22 protein-coding genes, 1 tRNA gene and 1 pseudogene are annotated in these 26,468 nt (G+C 65.3%); 14 read left to right on the top strand and 10 right to left on the bottom strand.

Annotated elements, in window-relative coordinates; translation table 11 throughout:
* The first annotated feature begins 6 nt into the window (after positions 1-6).
* The 4 genes from bamC (at position 7) to PNI01S_RS04980 (ending at position 2,819) form a co-directional block, all read left to right on the top strand.
* Positions 7-1,197 carry an NlpB/DapX family lipoprotein gene (gene bamC / locus PNI01S_RS04995; RefSeq protein ID WP_024763380.1) on the top strand — a complete coding sequence of 397 codons (1,191 nt, stop codon included), beginning with the start codon at positions 7-9 and terminating at the stop codon, positions 1,195-1,197.
* On the top strand, positions 1,136-1,894 hold the full coding sequence (locus PNI01S_RS04990) for an MBL fold metallo-hydrolase (RefSeq protein WP_054910995.1): 759 nt from the start codon (positions 1,136-1,138) through the stop codon (positions 1,892-1,894). Before bamC ends, PNI01S_RS04990 begins: the two co-directional genes overlap by 62 nt.
* A gap of 29 nt (positions 1,895-1,923) precedes the next feature.
* A complete protein-coding gene (gene purC / locus PNI01S_RS04985; RefSeq protein WP_038803299.1) occupies positions 1,924-2,634 on the top strand; it encodes a phosphoribosylaminoimidazolesuccinocarboxamide synthase in 711 nt (236 codons plus the stop codon).
* A 95-nt stretch (positions 2,635-2,729) separates the two neighbouring features.
* Positions 2,730-2,819, top strand: a tRNA-Ser gene (locus PNI01S_RS04980).
* Positions 2,820-2,905: 86 nt separating this feature from the next.
* On the opposite strand, the gene PNI01S_RS04975 is transcribed toward PNI01S_RS04980, so the two are convergent.
* The 3 genes from PNI01S_RS04975 to PNI01S_RS04965 all read right to left on the bottom strand — a co-directional run bounded on the left by PNI01S_RS04975 (position 2,906) and on the right by PNI01S_RS04965 (position 4,337).
* The gene (locus tag PNI01S_RS04975; RefSeq protein ID WP_128082500.1) at positions 2,906-3,304 is read right to left on the bottom strand and encodes a hypothetical protein; all 399 of its coding nucleotides are present in this window, start codon (positions 3,302-3,304) and stop codon (positions 2,906-2,908) included.
* Between the two features lie 69 nt (positions 3,305-3,373).
* Positions 3,374-3,721: a carboxymuconolactone decarboxylase family protein gene (locus tag PNI01S_RS04970; protein ID WP_017522075.1), complete on the bottom strand. Its 348-nt coding sequence runs from the start codon at positions 3,719-3,721 to the stop codon at positions 3,374-3,376.
* A gap of 133 nt (positions 3,722-3,854) precedes the next feature.
* The gene (locus PNI01S_RS04965) at positions 3,855-4,337 is read right to left on the bottom strand and encodes a GreA/GreB family elongation factor (RefSeq protein WP_065085983.1); all 483 of its coding nucleotides are present in this window, start codon (positions 4,335-4,337) and stop codon (positions 3,855-3,857) included.
* A 124-nt stretch (positions 4,338-4,461) separates the two neighbouring features.
* Here PNI01S_RS04965 and PNI01S_RS04960 point away from each other — a divergent pair, with 124 nt between their 5' ends.
* Positions 4,462-4,893: a hypothetical protein gene (locus PNI01S_RS04960; protein ID WP_084357527.1), complete on the top strand. Its 432-nt coding sequence runs from the start codon at positions 4,462-4,464 to the stop codon at positions 4,891-4,893.
* 6 nt (positions 4,894-4,899) lie between these two features.
* On the opposite strand, the gene PNI01S_RS04955 is transcribed toward PNI01S_RS04960, so the two are convergent.
* Positions 4,900-5,391: an RcnB family protein gene (locus tag PNI01S_RS04955; RefSeq protein ID WP_024763404.1), complete on the bottom strand. Its 492-nt coding sequence runs from the start codon at positions 5,389-5,391 to the stop codon at positions 4,900-4,902.
* Between the two features lie 269 nt (positions 5,392-5,660).
* Between PNI01S_RS04955 and PNI01S_RS04950 the strand changes: the two genes are divergently transcribed.
* The 3 genes from PNI01S_RS04950 to PNI01S_RS04940 all read left to right on the top strand — a co-directional run bounded on the left by PNI01S_RS04950 (position 5,661) and on the right by PNI01S_RS04940 (position 9,015).
* Positions 5,661-6,029, top strand: coding sequence for an MbcA/ParS/Xre antitoxin family protein (locus PNI01S_RS04950; protein WP_024763405.1), 369 nt, complete (start codon positions 5,661-5,663; stop codon positions 6,027-6,029).
* On the top strand, positions 6,030-6,794 hold the full coding sequence (locus tag PNI01S_RS04945) for an RES family NAD+ phosphorylase (protein WP_065085981.1): 765 nt from the start codon (positions 6,030-6,032) through the stop codon (positions 6,792-6,794).
* An 856-nt stretch (positions 6,795-7,650) separates the two neighbouring features.
* On the top strand, positions 7,651-9,015 hold the full coding sequence (locus tag PNI01S_RS04940) for a DNA recombination protein RmuC (protein WP_167632553.1): 1,365 nt from the start codon (positions 7,651-7,653) through the stop codon (positions 9,013-9,015).
* 43 nt (positions 9,016-9,058) lie between these two features.
* Here the strand turns inward: PNI01S_RS04940 and PNI01S_RS04935 are convergent, their stop codons facing one another.
* The 4 genes from PNI01S_RS04935 to PNI01S_RS04920 form a co-directional block, all read right to left on the bottom strand.
* The gene (locus PNI01S_RS04935) at positions 9,059-10,405 is read right to left on the bottom strand and encodes an NAD(P)/FAD-dependent oxidoreductase (RefSeq protein ID WP_084357525.1); all 1,347 of its coding nucleotides are present in this window, start codon (positions 10,403-10,405) and stop codon (positions 9,059-9,061) included.
* A gap of 88 nt (positions 10,406-10,493) precedes the next feature.
* Positions 10,494-11,384, bottom strand: coding sequence for a metal-dependent hydrolase (locus PNI01S_RS04930; protein ID WP_065085978.1), 891 nt, complete (start codon positions 11,382-11,384; stop codon positions 10,494-10,496).
* 8 nt (positions 11,385-11,392) lie between these two features.
* Positions 11,393-13,165, bottom strand: a complete 1,773-nt coding sequence (locus PNI01S_RS04925; RefSeq protein ID WP_084357524.1) for an SDR family oxidoreductase — start codon at positions 13,163-13,165, stop codon at positions 11,393-11,395.
* Entirely contained in the window at positions 13,162-14,046 is an 885-nt protein-coding gene (locus PNI01S_RS04920; RefSeq protein WP_065085976.1) for a M24 family metallopeptidase, read from the bottom strand. The genes PNI01S_RS04925 and PNI01S_RS04920 overlap by 4 nt, the downstream gene beginning before the upstream one ends.
* 270 nt (positions 14,047-14,316) lie before the next feature.
* On the opposite strand from PNI01S_RS04920, the gene PNI01S_RS04915 reads away from it, so the two are divergent.
* Positions 14,317-15,135: a MerR family transcriptional regulator gene (locus PNI01S_RS04915; protein WP_024763411.1), complete on the top strand. Its 819-nt coding sequence runs from the start codon at positions 14,317-14,319 to the stop codon at positions 15,133-15,135.
* 4 nt (positions 15,136-15,139) lie between these two features.
* Here PNI01S_RS04915 and PNI01S_RS04910 read toward each other — a convergent pair whose 3' ends face one another.
* Positions 15,140-16,048 carry a LysR family transcriptional regulator gene (locus PNI01S_RS04910; RefSeq protein ID WP_084357523.1) on the bottom strand — a complete coding sequence of 303 codons (909 nt, stop codon included), beginning with the start codon at positions 16,046-16,048 and terminating at the stop codon, positions 15,140-15,142.
* 83 nt (positions 16,049-16,131) lie between these two features.
* Here PNI01S_RS04910 and PNI01S_RS04905 point away from each other — a divergent pair, with 83 nt between their 5' ends.
* Positions 16,132-16,590: a DMT family transporter gene (locus PNI01S_RS04905; protein WP_084357522.1), complete on the top strand. Its 459-nt coding sequence runs from the start codon at positions 16,132-16,134 to the stop codon at positions 16,588-16,590.
* Between the two features lie 64 nt (positions 16,591-16,654).
* Here PNI01S_RS04905 and PNI01S_RS04900 read toward each other — a convergent pair whose 3' ends face one another.
* Positions 16,655-20,131 carry a PAS domain-containing hybrid sensor histidine kinase/response regulator gene (locus PNI01S_RS04900; RefSeq protein WP_084357521.1) on the bottom strand — a complete coding sequence of 1,159 codons (3,477 nt, stop codon included), beginning with the start codon at positions 20,129-20,131 and terminating at the stop codon, positions 16,655-16,657.
* Positions 20,132-20,375: 244 nt separating this feature from the next.
* On the opposite strand from PNI01S_RS04900, the pseudogene PNI01S_RS04895 reads away from it, so the two are divergent.
* The 4 genes and pseudogenes from PNI01S_RS04895 (at position 20,376) to PNI01S_RS04880 (ending at position 26,461) form a co-directional block, all read left to right on the top strand.
* Positions 20,376-20,962: pseudogene (locus PNI01S_RS04895) on the top strand (GNAT family N-acetyltransferase).
* Between the two features lie 231 nt (positions 20,963-21,193).
* Positions 21,194-22,045: a helix-turn-helix transcriptional regulator gene (locus tag PNI01S_RS04890; protein ID WP_065085974.1), complete on the top strand. Its 852-nt coding sequence runs from the start codon at positions 21,194-21,196 to the stop codon at positions 22,043-22,045.
* Between the two features lie 207 nt (positions 22,046-22,252).
* Complete coding sequence (locus PNI01S_RS04885; protein WP_084357520.1) at positions 22,253-24,418, top strand: TonB-dependent receptor family protein; 2,166 nt, start codon at positions 22,253-22,255, stop codon at positions 24,416-24,418.
* A 168-nt stretch (positions 24,419-24,586) separates the two neighbouring features.
* The gene (locus PNI01S_RS04880) at positions 24,587-26,461 is read left to right on the top strand and encodes an MFS transporter (RefSeq protein ID WP_038803305.1); all 1,875 of its coding nucleotides are present in this window, start codon (positions 24,587-24,589) and stop codon (positions 26,459-26,461) included.
* Positions 26,462-26,468: the final 7 nt, after the last annotated feature.

Below are 26,468 nucleotides of genomic sequence, written 5' to 3'. Positions count from 1 at the left end.
CCTCGCATGAAGCGACTGGCAGGACTGACTGCGCTCGCCCTGGTTATCGGCAACACCTCCGGTTGCGGCTGGTTGTGGGGCCCGGAAGGCTACTTCCGTGACCGTGGCGACGATTACTTGAACGCCCGCGAAACGGCACCGATGAAGGTGCCCGACGGCATGCAGAGCAAGCCGCTCGACCCGCTGCTGCCGATCCCGATGAACGTCGCCACCAGCACCGAGAAGGAAGGCGAGTTCGAAGTGCCACGGCCGCAGCCCCTGTCCGGCGCTGGTGAAGTCAGCGATTTCAGCTTGCAGAAGAGCGGTGATTCGCGCTGGCTGGTCGCCCAGCGCCCGCCGGCGGAAGTCTGGCCGGTCGCCCACCAGTTCTTCCAGGACAATGGCTTCTCCATCGCCAACGAGCGTCCGCAGACTGGCGAGTTCAGCACCAACTGGCAACCGCTGTCGCAGCTTTCCGCGCCCCTGGCGCGTCGACTGAGCAGCCGCGTGTCGGGCGTTGAACCCGACAGCGAAGCGCGCGTTCGCGTACGCATCGAGCCGGGCGTGCAGACCAACACCAGTGAAGTCTACGTGCTGAGCGAAACCCGCCCGGCCGGCAGCACCGCCAGTGGTGACTGGCCGACCAAGCCGGCGGTGCCGAGCCTGGATGCTGCGCTGCTCGACGAGATGATCGCCAGCATGGCCACCAGTGCCGAGAAGGGCGGCTCCGTCTCCCTGCTCGCCGCCCATTCGGATTACGACACCCCCGGCGCCGTCCAGCTGAACAAGGACGGCAGTGGCAACCCGGTACTGACCGTCGACTCCGACTTCGACCGTGCCTGGGTCAGCGTAGGCCGCGCTCTGGATCGTGCCGACATCCGTGTCGACGACCTCAACCGCAGCCTGGGCGTGTACTACGTCAACATCGCCGAAGGCGCGAAGAAGAAGGACGAAGACAAGCCTGGCTTCTTCAGCCGTCTGTTCGGCGGTGGCGAGAAGACCAAGGAAGAGGAAGACGCCAAGGCCCAGCGCTACCAGGTTCGCCTGACCAGCGTGAGCAATACCGTCCAGATCACCGTCGACAAAGACATCAACACTTCCGCACCGGCTGACGTGGCGCAGGGCGTGTTGGAGAAACTCCAGGAGAGTATGCGGAATGCACTTCGCGGTCCTGGGGAGCGGAAGCCGGGGCAATTCGGCCTTGGTGAGCAGTTCTGACACCCGGATACTGATCGATTGCGGTTTCCCGCTGCGTGAAACCATCCGCCGTCTGGCGCGCCTGGGCGTAGAGCCCGGGCAGCTGGACGCGGTGCTGGTCACGCACGAGCATTCCGATCACATCAACGGCGTCGAACTGCTGGCCCGGCACCATCGAATACCCGTGTATCTCAGCGCCGGCACCCTGCAGGGAATGCGCAAGCCGGTCACGCCGGCGGGGCTGCTCAGATGCGGCGACCGCCTGGTACTGAAAGACCTGGAAGTCACTGCAGTCAGCGTCTCCCACGATGCGCGGGAGCCCCTGCAGTACGTGTTTTCCGATGGCCGGAAGCGCTTTGGCCAGCTCACCGATCTGGGGGCCGCCACGGCGCAGGTGCTGGAATGCTATCGTGGCCTCGATGCGTTGATCATCGAGGCAAACCACGATACCGACATGCTGGCCCGCGGTCCGTATCCCTACCCACTCAAAGCCCGTGTTGGCGGCCAGTGGGGACATTTGAACAACCGGCAGGCCGCCGAACTGGTGGCCCAGCTGGGCTGGGAAAGCTTGCAGCACCTCGTGCTGGCGCATCTCAGCGAAAAGAACAACTCGCCGCAGCTGGCCCGGCAATGTTTCGTCGACACCCTAGGGTGCGACCCGGACTGGCTGCAGGTAGCCGATCAGCATTCTGGACTCGACTGGCGCACCATCGCCTGAGCCCACCCCCTAAGCAAGCGGAGCCCATCATGGAAAAACGCGAAGAACTCTATCGCGGCAAGGCCAAGTCGGTTTACACCACCGATGACGCCGACCGCCTCGTCCTGCTGTTCCGCAACGACACCTCGGCGTTCGACGGCAAGCGCATCGAGCAGCTTGATCGCAAAGGCATGGTGAACAACAAGTTCAACGCCTTCATCATGCAGAAGCTCGAAGCCGCCGGCATCCCGACCCAGTTCGACGCCCTGCTGTCGGACAACGAAGTACTGGTCAAGAAGCTCGCCATGATCCCGGTCGAGTGCGTGGTGCGCAACTACGCCGCCGGCAGCCTGGTGCGCCGCCTGGGCGTGGAAGAGGGCCTGCAGCTCACCCCGCCGACCTTTGAACTCTTCCTGAAGAACGACGCCCTGGGCGACCCGTTCATCAATGAATCCCACGTCCAGGCCTTCGGCTGGGCGACCCTGGAGCAACTGGCCGAAATGAAGGCCTACTCCTTCAAGGTCAACGAAGTACTGAGCAAGCTGTTCGACGACGCCGGCCTGCTGCTGGTGGACTTCAAGCTCGAGTTCGGCCTGTTCCACGGCAAGATCGTCCTGGGCGACGAATTCAGCCCGGACGGCTGCCGCCTGTGGGACAAGGAAACCCGCAAGAAGATGGACAAGGACCGCTTCCGCCAGGGGCTGGGCGACGTCATCGAAGCCTACGAAGAAGTGGCCCACCGCCTGGGCGTGCCGCTGTAAACCGGCGAAATCACGCAAGCGCCTGATACCACGCAAAAAAATCCGAAAACAAAGCTTCGCGTTCGGACTTCAAGCTGGTATCATGCGCGCCGCACGGAGAGATGCCGGAGTGGTCGAACGGGACGGATTCGAAATCCGTTGAACCAGCAATGGTTCCTAGGGTTCAAATCCCTATCTCTCCGCCATTACATATGGCCGAAACCCCTGAAATGCTTAGCGTTTCAGGGGTTTTGTCTTTTCTACGTCATGAAAATCTCCACCCTGATCCCCATCACCCGCAATACCCATCCATCTTCTCTCGATTCTTCTGCGTCGGATCCGCTTGATACTGCTGCAGCCAGAATTGGCATGGCGCGCTGTTGAAGCGTTTTTCCTGCTCCGATTTCTCTACCTGACGATTCTGCTGCTCCTGCAGGGCCTGCTGGCGTTGCAGGTATTGCTGGAACATTTCTTCGTTGCTGCGGGTTGGTGGGGGCGCCGTGGACGTTGCCGTTGATGGTGGGGCGAGGTGAGGTGCGAGAGCGAGCGGAATGTTACGCCAAACCAGCCACGCGGTGGCGGCGACGGCCAGGCAGCCGAGCCAGGTGCCGACGGCGATGGCCAGGGTGAGTTTCCAGAAGCTGAGGGTAGGCTGGGGCATGGGCAGCGGCTTTGGTTGGCTGAGCAGCACAGATAACCCATCGCACCCCTCAAGGGAAAGAGGCAGGCCCGCGGCGCCGAAGCGCCGCGGGTGCAGGGCTCATTTCGGAGCGGCGGCGGACTCGTAGGCTTCGAGGGCGCGCAGGGAGTAGATGTAGGCGGCGCCGGCATTGAGCGAGATGGCGGTGGCCAGGGTCTGGGCGATCTCGGCTTCGGTGGCGCCAGCCTTGCGGGCAGCCTCGGCGTGGACGCCGATGCAGCCGTCGCAGCGGGTTGTGATGGCCACGGCGATGGCAATCAGTTCGCGGGTCTTGGCATCCAGGGCGTCGCCGTCAGCGGCGGCGGCTTCCAGGGCCTGGTAGGCGGCGATCATTTTCGGGTGTTTCTTGCCCAGGGCGCCGAAGGCTTTTTTCACGGCGGGGACGTACTCGGACCAGTTGAACAGCATGATGCTTCTCCTTGAGGCCGGGAGTGGGTGTGGCCTTGAAGCTTAGTCTGCGTCAGTCCGCGTGCCGGGTATTGTCTGTTCCGCTCAGATTTTTCATCAATGCGCTCGACTGCTGCCTTGCAGGGCGCAAGCGTCAACAGACGTCGAGGATTTCATAACGCTGGCGTGCGCTGCCGGTTCCCACTTCGACTTCATCGCCGGGCTGACGCTGAAGCAGGGCGCTGCCCAGTGGGGCGCGGGTGGTGATGACCAGGATTTCGGTGCCTTCGTGCTGCACCTTGAGGCCGGCTCCGTCCGGGCCGAGGAATACCCAGCGCTGCTGGTCGCGCTCGTTGATCAGTTGCACCAGGGCGCTGGTCTGGATGCCCTGTTCCTCGTCGAAATCGCGCAATTGAAGGTTCTCGAACAGCGACAGGGCCTGTCGGATCTCTTCCACGCGCCGTGATTGGCCGGCAGCGAGGTAGGCCGCTTCCAGACCGAGTGTGTCGTACTTGTTCTCGGCGATGTTTTCCTCGTGGGTCGCGGTCTCGTGGGCCGTCTGGGCGGCGCGCACGGCGACCTCCAAGTCTTCGGCGAGGCGGGCGAGGATCAGTTGGTAGGCGCGTTTCTTGTCCATGGCGGCGGGCTGGAAATAAGGCCGCCTATCCTAGGGCCTTTGCCCAGCCCTGCGAAGGCGCTTTCAAGATTTTCCGGCCGCAGCCGATAGAGCGGCTGAATTCCCGGTACAAAGGACATCCGGCATGAGCCTTTCGATTACCTCGGCGAACCAGGCTTTCGCCAGTCAGCTACGCGTTGCCACCACCGCCGCGGGTACGCAGGCCGACAGCGCCAATGAAAGCTCCGGCAGCCCTCGTCTGCAGGCCGGCGGAGCGGCGCAAAGCGAGAAGAGCAGCAGCTCCGCCAGTTCCGGCAAGGCCAGCACCACCGTTGAGCAATTACAGAAGCGCCTGAAGGAATTGCAGAAGCAGTTGCAGCAGGAGCAGCGGGAGCTGGCCGACGCACAGAAGCATCACTATTCCTCGGATGCCGAGCGCACCGCGGCGCTGATGGCCGTGCAGAGCCGCATCGCCAGTACCAGTGCGGCCATGCAGCAGACCGCCGCGGCGTTGGCCGAGGCGATCCGCAGGGCTGGTGGCAGTGGCGCCGGCTCGATGCTCAGCGCCAGCGCCTGACGTGGATCAATAGCCGGCCAGGATGTTGACGATCAACCCGCTGGCGATGGTCACCAGGATGTAGTCGCCGTTGACGTACAGCCAGCGATGGTCGCGCGGCGGTGCGTACAGGTGGCGCGCTTGCCAGTCGGTGACCCAATAACGGTCGCCGCGATAGTTCGGTTCCACGATCACGCCGCGGCGCCAGTCGCGGTGGGGCACGGGCATGCCGGCCTGAGGGCGGTAGTCCGGGTTCCTGTAGTAACGCGGATCCGCGTGGCCATTGCGCCCTTGGTTGTAGTTGCCGTGAGGCTGCTGTTGCTGTTGGGACCGCTGTTGATAGTGCTGTTGCTGGTCAGGTCGTTGCTGTTGCTGCTGGGGCGGCCGCTGCTGTTGTTGCGGCGGTCGATTATCCGGATGGTTCGGACCATAGTCCGGGCCGCCCCCCGGCTGGGCGAAACTCGCCAGCGGGCTGCCGAGCATCAGGGCGGCACAAAACAGGGCGACAGACTTCTTCATGGTGTTTCTCCTGGCGCAGCCGGCGTTGCCGGTGCGTGACTCCTGCTTTCATCTCCCGGACGATCCGGGTACTTCATGAGAGCGCGTCGTCGGGTCAATGAATGCCAAGCCTAAGTAAATGTTCGGTAAAGAAATTCTCTGCTTTGTCAGCGCTTTGATACGGGGCTGTCGGGGGAGAGCAGCAGGTGATTTTTCCAGCACTGCAGTCTTTGTGTAGTTACAGCATTTGGTGATATGTTTGCAACAAATGCACTTGTTGGAGCTTTGCCATGAGCGCACTGCTGAAGGAAAACCCGGCTGCCGATACCGTCCTCGCGAAGGCGGTGTTGACTGCCCGCGAGCACCTGGCGATGACACAGCAGGAGCTGGCTGCCATTGTCGGCGTGGACCGCAGCGCGGTGAGCCGCTGGAAGCAGAATGGCCTGCGCGTGGACAGCAAGACCGGCGAGCTGGCGTTGCTGCTGGTGCGCATCTACCGCGCGCTGTTCGCTCTGTTCGGCGGTAATCATGAGGACATGCGCCACTTCCTGCGCACCGAGAACCGCCACCTGGGCGGTGTGCCGCTGCAGTTGATGGAGCGGGTGCAGGGGCTGGTCGCAGTGGTCGAGTACCTGGACGCCATCCGGGGCAAGGTCTGAATGTCCTTCGAAGCCGGCGCTCGTCTATGGGCGAAGTATGAGGACTCGGTTGTCGCGCCCATCCGTGGGCGCCTGGTGCGACTGGTGGAGAGCCAGGGCCAGGTGGCGACGTTGCAACTGGTGGACACGCTGGAAGAGCAGGCACTGCTGGAGGAGTTGCTGGAAACCAGCAAACCGCGCATGCCGTCCAGCGCCGAGCCACTGCATTACCTGCTGAAGACACCGTTCCGCTACCCGCCGCTGCGCTGGGGCTCGCGCTTTGGTCGGCGCCATGAGCCGAGCCTGTTCTACGGCGCGCTCAAGCTGGAAACGGCGATGGCGGAATCGGCGTTCTACCGCTTCGTGCTGTGGGAGGGGATGGCCACGCCGCCGCCCAGTGGACGGATCCTTTCCGAGCACGCTTCCTTCGAGGCGCGCTTCCAGGTGCAGAAGGGCGTGCGGCTGCACCTGCCGCCGTTCCGCGAGCACGCGGCCCTGCTTGATCCACAGGATTACAGCGTGACTCAGGGGATGGGCAGCGCGATGCGCGATGCAGGGGTGGAGGCTTTCGAATATCGTTCGGCGCGTTGTCCGCAGGGGGGCATCAATGTGGCGTTGTTCGTGCCTTCGGCCTTTACCGAGAAGCGCCCGCGCAACCTGATGCCCTGGCTTTGCGAGACGACTTCGGAGTACGTCGCCTTCAAGCATGCCCAGGTGCCCGACAGCCCCCGCATTTACCGGCGTGAACAGTACCTGGTGGATGGCAGGCTACCCCATCCTGCCTGACCGTTCATCGTTTCGCCGCTTACGCGTCATGTTGTGCGGTGTATGTTGCGGGATGGCCAAGCAGGGAGTGCCAGACCATGGATATACGGATAGCTGTCCATCCCAGCGATGATCGTCGCTGGCGTGTGTACCTCAACCAATTCTTTTATGACTGCAAGAGCCGCAGTTCGGCCGAGCGTATTTATGCGCGGGTCTGCGCCGCGGAGCAGTTGGCGATTCAGCTTCCCGAACCACCTCGCATTGTCCGGCCGCAGCGTGTGTCACGGCGCGAGGTTCAGATCGCCTGAAGTTTGCCGGGCATCGGCGTCGGAAAACGGATCTTCCGCCCCGTGCATTGCCCGGTAGCAAGCACTGCTTGCCTGAGAACACTTCTTATCCACTGCCCTGAAACGGGGCGGTCGGCTGCTGCGTGGCGCGCACTTGTGCACAATGCTGACGCACTCTGTCAAGCCCCCGAAACATTGCACTTGGCCACCCTGTGAATTCCCTTGCGTTTTTTAACTTGTTGAAAAATAAAGAGAATTTTGATTGGTGAAAAAATCACCAATCTGTCACACGGCCCCAGTTCACTGGGGGTATGGGTGGTTTTCAGCAAGTTCTCCACCGAGTTATCCACAGCTTCTGTGGATTGTCCCGAGCGCTTGCTCAGGAGCCTTGTGCCAGGGCCTTTACGGCGGAGAGGCCGCTCCCGGCGAGCGGCTGGTAGACTGGCGCGATCCTTTGCCACACCTCGGAGTCCTGCATGCCCCTCGATCTGTCCGCCCTGTTGATCGGTGCGCTCGCCGGATTGCTGCCCATGGCTGCACTTGCCTGGCGTCTGCAAGCGCGAAGGGTGGAGGTGGAGCAGGAGGCGACCCTGCTGCGCGAGCGGCTGGCGACGGCGCAACTGGCGCAGGACGGGCTGTCCGCGCGGGCTGAGGCGGATCGCGATGCTTTCCAGCGCTTGAGTGGCCGGCACGGCGAACTCTCCGCCGAGGCGGCGGCGCTACGCCGCGAAGTTGAACTGGGCAAGGAAGAGCGGGCCCGCCTGGCTAACGCCGAGCAAGACTGGCAGGCCGAGCGCGCCGACAAGGAAACCGAGCTGCGCCGTCTTTCCGCTGAGCACGCGGCGCTCTCCGCCGAGCTGCGTGAGCAGCAGGACAATCACCAGCAGCGACTGGGCGACCTGCAATCGGCGCGAGACGATCTGCGGGCGCAATTCGCCGAGCTGGCCGGGAAAATCTTCGACGAACGCGAGCAGCGTTTTGCCGAGTCGAGCCAGCAGCGCCTGGGGCAGTTGCTCGACCCGCTCAAGGAGCGCATCCAGTCCTTCGAGAAGCGCGTGGAAGAGAGCTATCAGGCCGAGGCTCGTGAGCGTTTCTCGCTGACCAAGGAGCTGGAGCGCCTGCAGCAGTTGAACCTGCGCCTGGGCGAGGAAGCCACCAACCTGACCCGTGCCCTGAAGGGCCAGAAAACCCAAGGCAACTGGGGGGAACTGGTGCTCGAGCGCGTGCTGGAACACGCCGGCCTGGAGAAGGGCCGCGAGTATGAAACCCAGGTCAGCCTGCGCGCGCCGGATGGCGAGCGCTTCCAGCCGGACGTGCTGATCCGCCTGCCCGGCGACAAGCAGGTGGTGGTGGACGCCAAGGTCAGCCTGACCGCTTACCAGCAGTTCATTGCCGCCGAGGACGAGGTGATCCGCCAGCAGGCGCTCAAGGCCCATGTGCTGTCATTGCGCAACCATGTGAAGGGGCTGTCCGACAAGGATTACCGACGCCTGGAAGGGCTGCACAGCCTCGACTTCGTGCTGCTGTTCATGCCGATCGAAGCGGCTTTCTCGGCGGCACTGCAGGCCGAGCCGAACCTGTTCCAGGAGGCTTTCGAACGCAACATCGTGATCGTCAGCCCGACCACCCTGCTGGCCACACTGCGGGTGATCGACAGCCTGTGGCGCCAGGAGCGGCAGAACCAGAACGCCCGCGAGATCGCCGAGCGCGCCGGGGCGCTGTACGACAAGTTCGTGCTCTTCGTGCAGGATCTGGATGAGATGGGGACCCGCCTGCAGCAGTTGGACAAGACCTATGCTGCTGCGCGCAACAAGCTCTGCGAAGGGCGCGGCAACCTGATCAGCCGCGCCGAGCAGGTAAAGCTGCTGGGCGCGCGGGCGAGCAAGAACCTGCCGACGGAGTGGCTGGAGCGGGCATTGAGTGACGATGCGCCGCTGGTGGAAGAGGGCGAGTAGGGGCGCCTGGGGACGCGCCTACAAAAAAACACTGGCCGCTCCGTCAGAACAGGGAGTAGGGCTTGCCCGCCGTGCCATCGGCGAAGCGCCGCAGCCGGAAGGCATGCAGATCCATTCCAGGATCACCTTTGTAAATCCACTGGCTCATCAGTTGGCCGACGATCGGCCCCATGGCGAAGCCGTGGCCGCAGAAGCCCGTGGCGATCAGCAGTCCGGGTACTTGCGCGGGCGCATCGAGCACCGGAATGCCATCGGGCAGCACGTCGATCAGTCCCGCCCAGCTTTCCACGACTTTCACATCGCGTAGTGCCGGGAAGGCTTTTGCCAGATTCTGCTGTGCTGTGAAGACACGCGCGGTGTTGGCCTTTACCTGCGGATCGCGCTCGCCGAGTACCGGGCCGTTCACGCTCCTTTCCGAACCGGGCAGGCGCTGGCGCAAGTCGTGGAACAACGCGCCGTTGAGCTTGAAGGAGAAGCCCGCGCGATGCTCTGGCAGGTGCGGCAGGTAGTGTCTGGCGCCGCGCAGGTAGTCGAGGTTCAGGTCGATGTCGGCCTGGGTTTCGTCAGCGAGGTTGATGCTGCCATCGGCGCGCTGGCGGAAGCCGATGCCGTGGCCGATGAAGCTCTGCGCGCCCACGTCCGGGCCGGGGCAGGTACGCGAAACGGTGCAACGCACGGCTTGTTGCGGCAGCTCCAGGCCGAGGCTCTGCACCAGGCGCCAACTGCTGGCGCCCGCGCAGATCAGCAGGTGACGGGTTTTCACATAGCCGCGTTCGGTCTGTACGCCGCAGACGGCGCCGGCGGCGCGGTCGATGCCGGTGACGCCGCAGCCTTCGACGAACACGGCGCCACGCTCAATGGCACGCAGCGCATAGCCGGGCGCCACGCGGCGCGGCTCGGCCTGGCCATCATTGGCGGTGTAGAGGGCGCCCAGTACCGGGTCGCTCAGGGCCGGCATCAACTGCGCGACTTCCGCGCGGCTCAGCAGCCGGGTACCGAGGTCGAAGTTGGCGGCGACCTTCAGCCAGTCTTCGTACTTGCGCTGCTGCTCCGGCGTTTCGGCCAGGTACAGGCAGCCGCCCTGGCGCCATTCCAGCGGCAGTTGCAGCTCTTCTTCCAGGCGTTCCCACAGCGGAATCGCCGCCATCATCAGCGGCACTTCCGCCGGATCGCGTGCCTGCTGGCGGACGAAGCCCCAGGCACGGGTGGATTGCTGGCTGGCGATCCCGGCCTTGTCCAGCACCAGTACGCTCAGGCCCTGGCCGGCGAGCTGCCAGGCGGTGGCGCAGCCCATGATGCCGCTGCCGGCGATGACCACGTCCACCTGCTCCGGCAGGCGCTCCACGCGGGAGGACAGGGCGGGGTGAAGCGGATAGGTTCCCATCGGCATACGGCGGCATCCCTGAGTCGAATAACGGATGCCGCAGTATGCGATTGACGTGCGCCGCGCATCCACTGTGCGGGCGCGCCGACAGGCGCTACGAAGCGCGCGCGGCCCGGCTGGCGGCCGGCGAACGGGCCAGGTAGTCCAGCGCTTCCTGGGTGTTGGCCTCGTGGTCCGGGTGGTACCAGGGCTTGAAGTAGCGCAGGAAGCTGGTGGCCAGGGAGCTGATCTTCGGCAGCACGCCGGACTTCGAGCCATCGCGCCAGATCGCGGCGAAGGAGCGTGGTTTGGCGATGGTCGGGTCCTGCCGCGACAGGGTGCGGGTGCCGAAAGCGAACAGATAGATGATCAGCGGCCACACCACGAACATCCACAGCTGCCGACTGACGAAGGTGCCGCCCAGGTGCACGTGCAGGTCATGGGCAACGTTGCGGTGCTCCACTTCCTCGGCGCCGTGCCAGCGGAACAGGTCGAGCAGCACCGGGTCGGCCTTGGCGCGGTCCAGCGCATCGGCTTCGAGAATCCACTTGCCGAGGATGCAGGTGAAGTGCTCCACCGCGGCGACGATGGCGCAGCGCTGGCCGATCCACCAGCGCTTGAGCCAGGGTGTGCGGTTGAACAGTTCAGTGCCCAGCGGCGTGTCGCTGAGCAGTTGTTCGAACAGGTAGTCCATGACCTTCAGATAGCGTGTGGAGTCGATGCCGTGGTGACTCAGGTAGCGCTCCAAGGCACCCGAGTGGGCGCGGGCGTGCATGGCTTCCTGGCGGATGAAACCCTGCACGTCCTCGCGCAGCCGGCCTTCCTTCACGAAGGGCAGTGCCTTGTTGTAGAGGCGGCAGAACCACAGCTCGCCCGCCGGCAGCATCATGTGGATGACGTTGATCGCGTGGGACGCTTCGGGTTCGCCGGGAATCCAGTGCAGCGGCGAATCGGTGTAGTCGAACTGCACCTTGCGTTGCACGAGCTTGTGATGATGGTCGTTCATGGCAGTTCTCAGGCAGTGAGATTGAGGCGGGCGAACAGGCGCGACAGCCAGGGCATGAAGCGCCATTGCAGGGCGCCCAGGTGCACTTCGCTGCCGACTTTCACCACCGGCTGGTTGCGTTCCACCGCGAGGGCGATGCGTTCGCCGACGGTGTCCGGGCTGAGTCGGCGCCGACGATAGAAGCGCTGCACCTTGGCGCGGTGTTTCGCCTGTTGTTCCTCATCCAGGCCGGCGAAGCGCGTGGCCTGGACGATGCCGGTATCGACGAAGCCCGGGCAGGCGGCGCTGACGCCGATGCCATTGCCCGCCAGTTCGGCGCGCAGGCATTCGCTGAGCATCAGTACCGCGGCCTTGCTGGTGGCGTAGGCCGGGTAGTTGCGTGACGGCGCGAAAGCCACGCCGGAGGCGACGTTGACCAGGTGCCCCGGCTTCCCGGCCTCGACCATCTGCTTGCCGAACAACCGGCAACCGTCGATCACGCTCCACAGGTTGATGCGCAGCAGACGCTCCCATTCCTGCGGGGTGGTCTTGAGCATCGGCCCAGCCATGCCGATGCCGGCGTTACTGACCACCACGTCGGGCACGCCGAGGCTGCTCTTCACCCACTGGGCGAAGCGCTCCATGGCGGCGCTGTCGCCCACGTCCACGCAATAGCTGTGAGCCGTGGCGCCGACTGCGCGGGCCAGCTCGGCACTACGTTCGGCAGCGGCCGGGTCAATGTCCGCGGCCAGCACGCTGGCGCCGCGTTCGGCGAAGCTCAGCAGGGTCGAGCGGCCGATACCGCCGCCCGCGCCAGTGATCACCACCAGCTTGCCGGCAAAGGGGCCGGCGCCGGGCTTCAGTGCCGCGCGCCGCAGCTCCGGCGGGGCTTCGCCGCCCTCGATATGGCTGACGAATTCGTCGATCCACTTGCCCAGTCGGACCGGTTCGGCGAGCAGTTGCCAGTGTCCAGCAGTGACATCGCGGCGCCACAGGCGCGGCGCCCACAGCGAGAGCTGCTGGAAGAGTTGCTGGCCGACGTAGCGGTCGCGGGTGGGCACGATGAGTTGCACCGGCACCTCGGTGTGGCGCTTGCGCGGCTTGAAGATCGAGGTGATGAAGTTGGCCCGGTAGAGCTTCACACCGTGCTCGCCATCGCTGGCCTGGTGCGGGTTGCGCACCGGGTTGCGGATGCCTTCGACCTTGCGCAGGTACAGCGGCCACGCCTTCGCCGCGCCGAACCGCCAGGACAGCGACGGCAGCAGCGGCAGGTGGAAGTAGTAGATGTACCAGGAATGCAGCAGCTGGCTGGCCATCTGCAGCAGCGCGCGCGGCGTCTTGCGGCGCAGACGGTCGCGCATCCAGAAACCGACGTGGTCCAGGCAGGGGCCGGAGACACTGGTATAGGAGGCGATGCGGGCGCGCAATTGTGGATCGGTGACGCTTTCCCAGGTCTGGATCGAGCCCCAGTCATGCGCCACCAGATGCACCGCGCGCTGCGGGCTGACGGCATCGAGCACGGCCTTGAGGTCCTGGCTGAGCAGTTCCAGGCGGTAGTCGCGGGTCTTGCGCGGCTTGTCCGATTCGCCGGCGCCGCGCACGTCGTACGCTACCAGTTGGAAGCGCCCCGAGAGATGGCGGATCAGCGGCAGCCAGGTTTCGTGGTTGTCCGGATAGCCGTGGACGAACAGCACCATCGGCAGGTGCGCCTCGCCCCAGCGCCAGACGGCCAGGCGTACGTTGCCGGACTGCACGTCCAGCCGTTCCGGCGCCGGCAGGGTCTTCTCCAGCATGGCGTTCATGCCACCTCCCGCCGCGCCGGGGCGCTGATCAGGCCGCGCTCGGTCCAGCGGCGCACGTGGGGCAGGTCGTCGTCCAGCCAGTAGGCATCGTCCTCGGTGACCACCAGCAACTCCTCGAACTTGGCGCCCACGCCGCGCAGGCCCAGGTGCGGTTCGACGGCCCAGAGGCCGGGCGTGGGCGCATGTTGCGAACGATCATTGCTCGACCACAGCGGCGACCAGCCCTCGCGGCGGCCGGTGATCAGGGCGTTCTTCATCAGCGTGGCGATGTTGCGCACGCCAAAGCGCGCGACCGACGGGCCGGTGGTGCGTGCGCCGAGTTTTTCCACGCGGTGCGCCAGCACTTCGAAGGGATAGGCCTTGTGCCGCGGTAGGGTGCCTTGGCGGTGGCAGAGACGGTCCACCGATTGGCTGACATGGGCCAGCGGCAGGCGTTGGCGCACTTGTTCGACGATCAGGTTGCGGTGCGCCAGCAGATCGTCCATCAGGCGCTCCACCAGCAGGTTGTGGCCCAGTGCGCCGGAGTAGCCGACGTCGGCGGTGTAGGCGCCCAGGGTCGGTGCGCAGTCGAGGATGAAGGGCATGCCTTCCTCCAGGCGCTGCTTGCCGGGGTAGAAGGCCAGGTTGAAGCCGCCCAGGTGGCGCAGGCCGTCGAAGCCCTTGAAGGAGGTGCGGCTGCCGAACCAGGCGAAGGGCTGGTGGAACCAGTCGCGCACGCCGTGATCGAGCAGCCAGGTCTTCATCAGCGCGGCGGTCTCGCGCTCGCTGATGCCCGGGCGCAGTTCGCCGGCAATGGTTTCGCAGCAGCGGTAGGCCAGTTGCTGAATCTCGCGGAAGTGCCGCAGGTCTTCGGGGGTGGGCACCCAGGCGCCTTGGGACATGACTTTCTCCAGGCTGGTTGTTGTTATCGTTACATCGGGCGATGTCACGATCGATGCTGACCCATCGGTTGCCATTGCGCCATGCGTGCGTCGCGGGCCTGGAGTGTTACCGGAGCGGGGAGCCGCGGATGGCGCGGGTTGTGGGCGGGAGCGGGGAATCCGGTGGGTGCAGTTCCCGTCTTTGGTTGGGCCTCGGGGATGCGAAGGGGATCACCGAAGGATTAATCCTTCCGATTGTTCCGTGGGCATGTCGATGGCTATCATCCGGCCATGAGCACACCCCTGAACCTCCTGCAGCGCCTGCTGCAGCGCCCGGACGACGCGCCTTCCGCACTGGAAGACGAGCGCGAGTATTCCGTGGATGAACTGGCCCGCGAGGGCGGCACCACGGTACGCAACCTGCGCGCCTATCAGGATCGTGGCCTGCTGCCGCCGCCCGAGCGCCGGGGCCGCGCCGGGGTGTATTTCGCCAGCCACCTGCGCCGCCTGCGGCTGATCAATCGACTGCTGGAGCGCGGCTACAACATTGCCAATATCAAGGAGCTGCTGCAGAGCTGGGAAAGCGGCCATGACCTGGACCATGTGCTCGGCCTCGACGAAGCCATCGTCGGGCCATGGAACCTGGAGTCGCCCGGCAGCATCGAGTTCAGCGACCTGCAGGCGTTGTTTGGCGATGAGCTGAACGACGCCGTGATCGACCAGGCGTTGGCCCAAGGGCTGCTCGCTTTCGATGGCGAACGCATCAATATCCCCAGCCCGCGCCTGTTCAATGCCGGTGTCGAGCTCTACCGTGCGGGTATTCCGCTGGCGTCGTTGCTGGATCATCTGGCCGTGCTGCGAACCGACACCGAACACCTGGCTGCCGGTATCGTGCGCCTGGTGGTGACCCACCTGGTGGACAAGCCCGGTGCCGACCTGCTGCCCGGCGCGGCCGATCTGGAGCGCCTTGCCGAAGTCTTCCAGCGCCTGCGTCCCATGGCCGAACAGGTGGTGCTGGTGGAGCTGGCGCGAGGCCTGAAGCGCTCGGCCAACGAGATGCTCGGCGAGCGCGTCGGGGAAATCCTCCGTCGCCTGGAAACCCCGGAATAGGCGGTCAGCGGGCTGCCTGGGCCAGCTTGCCACGCAGCCAGCGCCGCGCGGGGTCGTCCTCGCTGGCCTCCGACCAGATCTGCACGAAATCGAACGGTGCCAGTTTCAGCGGCGTCTCGAAGCTGGCCAGGCCGTGGCTTTCGAGATCGTCCGGAAGCATCCGCGCGGCGATCGTCAGCACCAGGTCGGTGCCTGCCAACAGGCTGGGCGCCACGCTGAAATGCGGCACGGTGGAGGCCACCTGACGGCGCCGGCCGAGTTTTTCCAGATGGCTGTCGATCTCTTCCGCCGGGCTCTGCTGCAGGGCGACCCGCAGGTGCGGGGCGGCGAGGTAGTCTTCCAGGTCCAGGCGCTTGCGGCCGCCCAGGGTTTCGCGCGAGCACAGGCAGACAAAGCGTTCCTCGAACAGGCGTTGCACGCGCAGCCCGTCCGGCAGCATCGGGAAGACCCCGAGGGCGCCATCCAGCTCGCCACTCGCCACCTGCTCGGCCATGCCCCCGCGCGAAGCCTGGCGGACGTCCAGGTGAATGCCCGGCGCCTCGCGGCGCAGGATCGGCAACAGCGTCGGCAACACCACCCAGGCGCCGTAGTCGGACATGCCCAGGCGCAGCTCCAGCTCAGCGCTGGCCGGATCGAAGTCATCGCCCAGTACCAGCCGACGCACGCCACCGAGGATTTCCCGCAGCGGGCCGGCCAGCTCGAAGGCGCGGCGGGTCAGCTGCATCTGGTTGCCAGAGCGCACCAACAGCGGGTCATCCAGCAGGTCGCGCAGGCGATTCAGCGCGTGGCTCACCGCCGGCTGGGTCATGGCCAGCCGCTCGGCGGCGCGGGAGACGTGGCGCTCTTCCAGCAGGGCGTCGAGGATCACCAGCAGGTTGAGATCGATGCGGCGCAAGTCATGAATCGAGTGCATTCAGGTTGTACCAATCATTCATTTCCATGCGCTGGATGGATAGCAGAAGCTGAGCCCCATCGACAAGCCATGGAGAATCTTCGATGTCGAAACTGCTTCTGTTATTGCCTGCCATCGCTGTGGGCGCGCTGGTTGCCTTGCAGGCGGGCAGCAACTCGCTGCTGGCGCGCCAATTGGGGCATCCGCTGAGTGCCAGCCTGACCTCGCTGGGTGTCAGCCTGGCGGCGGTGATCATTGCGCTGCTGGCGTTCCGCGTACCGCTCCCGGCCGCCGCCGGAATTGCCGCCACGCCCTGGTGGGGCTGGCTGGGTGGGCTGTTCGGTGCAGCGTACCTGACGGTGGCCGTGATGCTGGCGCCGCAGTTGGGCGCGGCAACGTTCCTCGCCTGCGTAGTGGCGGGGCAGATGCTGATGTCGGCGTTGTGCGATCAGTTCGGCTGGGCGGGTTTTTCAGTGCGGCGGTTGTCGCCCGAAGGTTATCTGGCCATCGGGCTGATCATTGCCGGGGTGGTGGTTTTGCAGTGGCGTGGGAGGGTGGCGTGAAGTATCGCTGGCTGCTGGTTTTGGGTGGGTTCGCGACGCCGCTGCCAAGGCGCGGCTAGACGAATTATCTCAGGCTCAGATGCCGACTCAACAATGCCCGTAGCGCCGCCGGCTTCACCGGCTTGGGCAGGAAGTCCAGCCCGGCCGCATGGATCTGCGCCACCAGTTCGGGGCGGGCGTCCGCGCTGATTACCACGCCTGGCACCGGCTCGCCCAGGCGGGTGCGCAGCCAGGCCATGAGGTCGGTGCCGAGTTCGCCGTCGTCCAGGTGGTAGTCGATCAGGGCCAGTTGCGGGCGTGCATCGCCGTCCAGCAGCGCCTGGCATTCCTCGCGGCTGCGTGCGGTGAGCACGCGGCAGCCCCAGCGGGTCAGCAGGCTGTTCATGCCGGTGAGGATGCTGTCTTCGTTATCCACGCAGAGCACCTGCGCGCCGTTGAGCTGTTCCGGGGTTTCCACCTTGTGCCCGTTGAGCGGCGCCGGGGCTGGTTGGCGGGCGAGCGGCACGCTGACGCTGAACACGCTGCCCTTGCCCGGCCAGGAACGCACTTCCAGGCGGTGGCCGAGGACCTTGCACAGACGGTCGGCGATGGCCAGGCCCAGACCCAGGCCCTTTTCGGCGCGGGTCTGGTGGCTGTCCAGGCGTTTGAATTCCTCGAAGATCACCTGCAGCTTGTCCGGCGGGATGCCTGGACCGTGGTCCCAGACTTCGAGCCGCAGGTGCCCGGCCTCGCGGCGCACGCCCAGCAGCACGTGGCCCTTGGCATAGCGGAAGGCATTGGTGAGGAAGTTCTGCAGCACGCGGCGCAGCAGTTTGATGTCGCTTTCCACGCGCAGCTTGCTGCCGCGCACGTGGAAGTCGATGCCGTGCTCCTGGGCCAGTACGCGGAATTCCACGCCGAGGGTGTCGTACAGGTTGCTCAGCGGGAAGGCTGCGACGTCGGCGCTGACGCGGCCACCCTCAAGACGCGAGATGTCCAGCAGGTCGGTGATCAGGTCTTCCGCCGAGCGCAATGAGGAGTCCAGGTGGCGCACCAGTTCGGTGGCCTCTTCGGGCAGTTTGTCCTGGTGGGCGAGGGCGGCGGAGAACAGCCGCGCGGCGTTCAGCGGCTGCATCAGGTCGTGGCTGACCGCAGCGAGGAAGCGCGACTTCGACTGGTTCGCCGCCTCGGCCGTGCCCTTGGCCTCGGTGAGTGCCTGGTTGAGCTGCGACAGCTCGAAGGTGCGCTCCTGCACACGCTGTTCCAGGCTCTCGTTGGCGTCCTTCAGGCCTTGCTCGGCGTCGCGGTAGTTGGTGATGTCGGTGAAGCTCATGACGAAGCCGCCGCCGGGCATCGGGTTGCCGATCAGCTCGATGACGCGGCCGTTAGGGAACAGCCGCTCGGAGGTGTGCGGCGTGCCCTGGCGCATCCAGTACAGTCGCTTGGCGACGTGCAGGTCCGGGTCGCCCGGCCCGCACAGGCCACGTTCGGCGTTGTAGCGAATGATGTCGGCGATGGGCCGGCCGACGTAGATCAGCCCCTCCGGATACTCGAACAGCTCGATGTAGCGGTGGTTCCAGGCCACCAGGCGCAGCGACTGGTCGACCACGCTGATGCCCTGGGTGATGTTCTCGATGGCGCCCTGCAGCAGTGCGCGGTTGAACTGCAGGACCTCGGAGGCTTCGTCGGCGATCTTCACCACATCCTCCACCTGCATCTCGCGGCCTTCGATGGCGGCCTTCACCACGGCGCGCGCGGAGGAGGCGCCGAGCACGCCGGCGAGCAGGCGTTCGGTGTGGGCGATCCATTCGTCGTTGGCGTTCTGGCTGGGCGTGAAGCCCTTGCCCTGGCGGTAGGCGAAGCGGATGAAGCTCTGCCGCGCGCGCTCCTCGCCGACGAAGCGCGCGGCGAGCATCAGCAGGTCTTCCAGCTGCACCGCGAGCATCGAACGCGAGCTGAGCTTCTGCGAGATTTCCTGGCCGATGAAGCGGCTGGCCTGCCAGTGCTCCGACACGCGGGTGCGCGAGAACACCGAGACCAGCCCGAACAGCGCGAAGTTGCCGATCAGCGAGAGCAGCACGCCCAGGGTCAGCGGTTCGATGGACAGGCCGAACGGGCGGCCGGCGAGCCAGGCCAGGCCGGGGAAGGTTTCCAGCGGCCAGCCCAGGCCCTTGGCGACCACCGGCAGCACCAGGGTGTACGCCCAGAGGAACGAGCCGGCGGCCAGCCCGGCAAACACACCACGACGGTTGGCCTGCTTCCAGTACAGCGCGCCGATCATCGCTGGGCCGAGCTGGGCGATGGCGGCGAAGGCGATCTGGCCGATGGTGGCTAGGCTCGCGGTGGAGCCCAGCAGCCGGTAGCTGACGTAGGCCAGCAGGAGGATCAGCGCGATGCTCACCCGGCGCACGGTCAGCAGCCAGTGGCGGAACACCTCGAACGGCTGCTCGGCCTCGCCCTTGCGGCGCAGCAGCCAGGGCAGCAGCATGTCGTTGGAGACCATGGTGGACAGCGCCACGCTGGCGACGATGACCATGCCGGTGGCCGCCGAGGCGCCACCGATGAAGGCCAGCAGTGCCAGTGCGGGATGGGCCTCGGCCAGCGGCAGGCTGATCACGAAGGAGTCCGGCATCACGCCCGCCGGCAGGTGCATTTGCCCGGCCAGCGCGATCGGCACCACGAACAGTGCGGCCAGCACCAGGTAGATCGGGAACACCCAGCGCGCCAGGTTCAGGTCGCGCGGCTCGATGTTCTCCACCACCAGCACGTGGAACTGGCGCGGCAGGCACATGATGGCGGTCATCGCCACGCCGGTCTGCAGCAGCATGGCTGGCCAGTGCACGGTCTCCTTCCAGTATTCGTTGAGCTGCGGGGCGACGCGGGCCTTGTCCATTAGGTCGCCGAAGCCGTCATAGAGGCCGTAAGTGACGAAGATGCCGACGGCGAGGAAGGCGGTCAGCTTGACCAGGGATTCGAAGGCGATGGCCAGCACCATGCCGCGGTGGTGCTCGGTGACATCCAGGTTGCGGGTACCGAAGACGATGGTGAACAAGGCGAGAATCAGCGACACGATCAGCGCCGTGTCCTGGGCGCGGATGCCGCCCGAATCGGGGCCGGCGCCGATCAGCAGGTTCACCCCGAGGACTATGCCCTTGAGCTGCAGGGCGATGTAGGGCAACACGCAGACCACACAGATCAGCGCCACCACCACTGCCAGCGCCTGGGACTTGCCGTAGCGCGCGGCGATGAAGTCGGCGATGGAGGTGATGTTCTCCTGCTTGCTGATCATGATCATCTTCTGCAGCACCCAGGGCGCGAAGAGCATCAGCAGCACGGGGCCGACATAGATCGGCAGGAATGACCACAACTGGTCGGCAGCCTGGCCGACGGCGCCGAAGAAGGTCCAACTGGTGCAATACACAGCCAGCGAGAGGCTGTAGACCCAGGCGCGGACGCGCGGCGAAAGAGGGGCGCGACGGCGGTCGCCATAGAACGCGATGGCGAACAGGACCGCCATGTAGAGCAGGGCGACCGTTGCGATCAACCCACTGGACAACGACATGCTGACTCCGGAAATGAACTGGCTCCCCCGCAGGAGCGCTGGCAGCAGTTTCGCACCAAAGTCCGGAACTGTCAGACGCCTGCTACCAATGTCTCAGTGGCGCCGTGTCGCGCTTCACACTTGAGGGCGGCGCGCCGGACTGATAGCTTGCCGGCCTTTTCGCGGTCCGTCTGTCGTGCGCCTGCCGGCGCGCGGCACTTCATCGGGCCGCTACGCTCTGATGTGAGCGATGATTCTGCGTCGTGTGTCGAGGAGGGCGCCATGTTCAGACCGTTACCCATCACCTTGCAGCGCGGGGCCCTGCGCCTGGAGCCCATGGTGGAGGCCGACGTACCGGACCTGGTGACGCTGGCGGAGCAGAACCGCGAGGTCCTGCAGTTCATGAGCGCGCCTGGACGCCCGGACTGGTACCGCCAGGGGCTGGCCGACCAGCGCGAGGGCCGCGCCCTGCCGCTGGTGGTGCGCCTGGGCAACCAGATCGTCGGCACCACGCGCTTCATGGACTTCCTCCCGGCGCTGCCGGCCTGCGAGATCGGCGCCACCTGGCTGGACCAGGCCCAGCACGGCAGCGGCCTCAACGCCACCATGAAGTACCTGATGCTGCGCCATGCCTTCGACAGCTGGAAGATGGTCCGCGTGCAGTTCAAGACCGCCGCCAGCAATGAGCGCTCCCAGCGCGCCATCGAGAAGCTCGGCGCGGTGCGCGAGGGTGTGTTGCGCAACCATCGGCGCCTGGCTGGCGGGCGGCTCGACGACACCATTCTGTACAGCATCACCGACCAGGAATGGCCACAGGTGAAGGCCGCGCTGGAAGCCGGTTTCGTCGGCTGAGTGATACTCTGCACCGCTTGCCCCCTCACCCTAACCCTCTCCCCAAGGGAGAGGGGACTGTTCGGCGCAGGAGGAAACTATTGTGTCAGCCGGCGCAGACGGCTCCCTCTCCCTCTGAGCGGGGCGCGTAGCCAGGGCTGGGGTGAGGGACAGCCCGGACGCCATTTTCCAGTAATGGCTGATATGCCGGCAGGGCACGGCATACAAAGAGTCCCTTGACGGGAGTGGTACATGGCAGAAGACCACGCAAGCGGCGAACGCACCCGCTTCTGGCGCGCCCAGGAACTGGGCGGCGTCGAGCTGCTGCACGCACGCTACATCGAGCAGGTGTTCTCGCCCCACGTCCATGAAGGCTTCGCCTTCGTCATGATCGAGCAGGGGGCGCAGCGCTTTCACCATCGCGGTGCCGAGCACTTCGCTCCGGCCGGCAGCGTAGTGCTGATCAACCCCGACGAGGTCCACACCGGCTCCAAGGCCGACGAGGCCGGCTGGCGCTACCGTGGTTTCTATCCGGAGCTGGCGCAGGTTTCCGGCGTGCTGGAGGAGCTGGAGCTGGGCAAGGGCGGCACGCCGTCTTTCGCTGCCAGCGTGGTGAATGATCCGGAACTGGTGCAGGCGCTGTTCGCCGCGCACCGGCTGGCGGATTCCGACGCTACTGTGCTGCAGCGCCAGACCTGCTGGCGCGAGGCGCTGCTGTTGCTGTTCCAGCGCCACGGGCGGATTCCCGAGGCGCAGCCCGCGGGCAATGAACCGGTGGCGGTGGCGCGGGCCCGCGAGCTGCTTGGCTCGCGCTTGCTGGAGCCGCCGTCGCTGGAGGAACTGGCCGCCGCCGTCGGGCTTTCTCCGTTCCACTTTGCCCGCGTGTTCCGCAAGGCCACTGGCCTGCCGCCCCATGCCTGGCTCAAGCAGCGTCGGCTGGAACAGGCGAGGGCGCTGCTCAAGCAGGGCTGCATGCCGGTGAACGTGGCCATGCAACTGGGCTTCGCCGATCAAAGCCACCTCAGCCGGCAGTTCAAGCAGGCCTATGGGGTCGGCCCTGGCGAGTATCGCCAGGCCTGCGCGCGGTCGCTCCGCCAGGCCTGACGTTTCTGCCGTATTCCCCTGAAGAACCTTGCCCTTGATGGGGGGCCGGCTTTTTTATCGACACGCCATTGAGCGATCGTTCGATACGACGGAAAGAGAATCTGAGTCAATCGGAATATTTTTTCATTTGCGATACATTTGCATTTACAAAATTTACATTCGGCTTTAATTTGCCACCCCTTCACGAAGTACCCGGGGAGGGGGAGCATGTCGCACGTTCGTTCGTGGTCGCGCCTGGCGATCGCCGTTGCCCTGGCCACGCCGCTGCTGCCGGCGCAGGCCGAAGAAGACACCAGGGAACTGGAGACCGTCACCGTCGTCGGTGACTGGCTCGGCGAGGCCGACCAGCAGGTTGTGCAGAACCACCCCGGCGCGCGCACCGTGGTACGCCGCGAGCAGATGATCGAAGAGGGCGCGCAGAACGTACGCGACGTGCTGCGCGGTATTCCCGGCGTGCAGGTGCAGGACAACAACGGCACCGGCGGCAGCGATGTTTCCCTCAACGTCGGCGTGCGCGGCCTGACCTCGCGCCTGTCGCCACGCTCCACCGTACTCATCGATGGCGTCCCGGCCGCCGTGGCGCCCTATGGCCAGCCGCAGCTGTCGATGTTCCCGCTGTCGGTGGGCAACCTCGACAGCGTCGACGTCGTACGTGGCGCCGGTTCCGTGCGCTATGGACCGCAGAACGTCGGCGGGGTGATCAACTTCGTCACCCGGGCGATTCCCAAGGAGTTCTCCGGCGACGTCGGCAGCACCGTAGAAACCGCTTCCCACGGCGGCTGGAAGAAGCTCTACAACGCCTTCCTCGGCGGTACCGCCGACAACGGCATGGGCGCTGCACTGCTGTATTCGGGCGTGAAGGGCGCGGGCTACCGCGACGGCAACGACGCCACCGACATCGACGACGTGATGTTCAAGACCCACTGGGCGCCCACCGATGTCGACGAGTTCTCCGCCAACTTCCACTACTACGACGGCAGCGCCGACATGCCCGGTGGCCTGACCCAGGCGCAGTTCGACAAGGACCCGTACCAGTCGGTGCGCGACTACGACAACTTCACCGGTCGTCGCAAGGACGTCTCGCTAAAGTACAAGCGGCAGATCGACGACCTCACCCAGGTCGAAGTGCTGACCTACTACAGCGACAGCTTCCGTGGCAGCAACATCGCCAACCGCGACCTCAAGACCCTGGCGTCCTACCCGCGCGACTACCACACCTTCGGTATCGAGCCACGCGTGTCGAAGATCTTCATGGTCGGCCCGACCACCCAGGAAGCCAGCATCGGCTATCGCTACCTGAAGGAGGCGATGCACGAGCGCGCCAGCCAGGTCGGCCTGGTGAACAACATCCCGACGCCGATACCCGGCGCCGACGGCCACACCTACCAGGACCGCACAGGCGGTACCGAGGCGAACTCCCTCTACCTCGACGACAAGATCGACGTGGGCAACTGGACCGTTACCCCGGGCATCCGCTTCGAGCGCATCTCCACTGACTGGCACGAGCGCCCGGTCCTCGACAACAAGGGCAAGCCGGTCCAGGAGAAGAACCGCAGCAAGGACTACAACGAGCCGCTGCCGGCGCTCGCGGTGATGTATCACCTGTCGGACGAGTGGAAGCTGTTCGCCAACTACGAGACCTCCTTCGGCAGCCTGCAATACTTCCAGCTCGGCCAGGGCGGCAGCGGCAACGACACCGCCAGCGGCCTGCAGCCCGAGAAGGCGAAGACCTACGAAGTGGGCACGCGCTACGACAACGGCACCTGGGGTGGCGAAGTCACGCTGTTCTACATCGACTTCGACGATGAGCTGCAGTACATCAGCAACGACGTGGGCTGGACCAACCTGGGCGCCACCAAGCACCAGGGCATCGAGACCTCCGCGCACTACGACATGGCTGCGCTGGACCCGGTACTCGCCGGCCTGACTGCCTACGGCACCTTCACCTATACCCGCGCTACCTACGAAGGTGAGATCCCGTCGTTCAAGGGCCGCGACCTGCCGCTGTACTCGCGCCAGGTGGCGACCATCGGCCTGCGCTACGAGCATGACCGCTGGACCTACAACGTCGACGGCTTCGCCCAGTCGGGGCAGCGCGCGCCCGGCCCGACCACCAACTCCAACGGCAGCTTCACCGGCAACTACATCACCGAGCCGAGCGCCGATGGCCAGTACGGCGACATCCCCGGCTACGTGCTGTGGAACGCCCGCGTGGGCTACGACTTCGGCCCGCAGGCGTCGAACCTGAAAGTCGCCGCCGGGGTGAAGAACATCTTCGACCAGATGAACTACACCCGTTCCAGCGACAACAACGCCGGGATTTACCTGGGCGAGCCGCGCACTTTCTACGTGCAGGGCAGCGTCGGCTTCTGACGTCTTCCCGGCTCATTGAAAAACCCGTCCTTCGCGACGGGCTTTTTCTTGCACGGATTACGGCGTTCGAATGGATTTGTGCGGAAAATGTGGCTTTTCTTCACGCTGTTGCCGTCATATCCGTGCTGTCATTCCGGCTCAAGGCCGCTACGCAGGTAAACAAGGACGATGTCTCAACACTCGCAATTCGCCCTGCTGGGCACCAAGCGATTCCTGCCCTTCTTCATTACCCAGCTGCTGGGTGCGTTCAACGACAACATCTTCAAACAGTCGCTGATCCTGGCGATCCTCTACCATCTCACCGTCGGCGGTGACCGCAACCTGCTGGTCAACCTCTGCGCGCTGTTGTTCATCCTGCCGTTCTTCCTGTTCTCCGCCCTGGGCGGCCAGTTCGGCGAGAAGTTCAACAAGGACGCGCTGATGCGCGCGCTGAAGCTGGCCGAGATCGTGATCATGGCGGTGGGCGCCGCGGGCTTCGTGTTCGGCAGCCTGCCGCTGCTGTTCCTCGCGCTGTTCGCCATGGGCACGCACTCGGCGCTGTTCGGCCCGGTGAAGTACTCGATCCTGCCGCAACACCTGCGCGAGGACGAACTGGTTGGCGGCAACGCCCTGGTGGAAATGGGCACCTTCCTCGCCATCCTCTGCGGCACCATCGGCGCCGGCGTGCTGATGTCGCGGCAGGACTATGCGGCCGGCGTCGGCATCGCCGTGGTGCTGGTGGCTGTCTGCGGTTTCCTCGCCAGCCGCAACATTCCCCGTGCGGCAGCTGCGCTGCCGGACCTGAAGGTCGACTGGAACATCTTCCGCCAGTCCTGGAGCATCCTCCTGCTCGGTCTGCGCCAGCGCCCGGCGGTGTCGCGCTCGCTGGTGGGCAACTCCTGGTTCTGGTTCCTCGGCGCGGTCTACCTGACGCAGATCCCGACCTACGCCAAGGAACTGCTGCATGGCGACGAGAGCGTGGTGACGCTGATCCTCACCGTGTTCTCGGTGGGCATCGCGCTGGGCTCGATGCTTTGCGAAAAGCTTTCCGGCAAGAAGGTGGAAATCGGCCTGGTGCCCTTCGGCTCCATCGGCCTGAGCCTGTTCGGCATCCTCCTGTGGTGGCATTCGGGCGGCTTCCCGCAGGGCGCGCAGCCCTACAACTGGCTGGCCGTGCTGGAGCACTCGCAGTCCTGGGCTGTGCTGGCGGATATCCTCGGCATCGGTATCTTCGGCGGCTTCTACATCGTGCCGCTGTACGCACTGATCCAGGCGCGCACCGAGGAAGACAAGCGCGCGCGGGTGATCGCGGCGAACAACATCCTCAATGCGCTATTCATGGTGGTGGCGGCGATCGTCTCGATCCTGCTGCTGTCGGTGGCGAAGCTGACGATCCCCGAGCTGTTCCTCGTGCTCTCGCTGATGAACGTCGCGGTGAACGTCTACATCTTCAAGATCGTGCCCGAGTTCACCATGCGCTTCCTGGTCTGGCTGCTGACCCATTCGATGTACCGAGTCGACCATCGCAACCTTGAAGCCATCCCCGACGAAGGCCCCGCGGTGCTGGTGTGCAACCACGTGTCCTTCGTCGATGCGCTGCTGATTGCGGGTTCGGTGCGGCGCCCGGTGCGCTTTGTCATGTACTACAAGATCTTCCGCATCCCGGTGCTCAATTTCATCTTCCGTACGGCCGGCGCGGTGCCGATCGCCGGGCGTAACGAGGATCCGGAGACCTACGAAAAGGCTTTCGCCAAAGTCGCCGAGTACCTGCGAGAAGGAGAGCTGGTGTGCATCTTCCCCGAGGGCATGCTGACCCTGGATGGCGAGATGAACGAGTTCCGCGGCGGCGTGGAGCGCATCATCGAGGAGACGCCGGTGCCGGTGATCCCGATGGCGTTGCAGGGCCTGTGGGGCAGCTTCTTCAGCCGTGACCCGCAGAAGGGCTTCTTCCGCCGGCTGTGGTCGCGGGTGTGCCTGGTGGCTGGTCAACCGGTGGCACCGGAAGAGGCCAGGCGCCTGGCGCTGCAGGAGCAGGTCGCGATGCTGCGCGGCGCGGCGCGCTGACTTTATT

This window comes from Pseudomonas nitroreducens NBRC 12694, from assembly GCF_002091755.1.
Classification (GTDB): domain Bacteria; phylum Pseudomonadota; class Gammaproteobacteria; order Pseudomonadales; family Pseudomonadaceae; genus Pseudomonas; species Pseudomonas nitroreducens.
The sequence above is the reverse complement of the archived record's forward strand: the minus strand, read 5'-3'. Positions and strand labels throughout refer to the sequence as shown.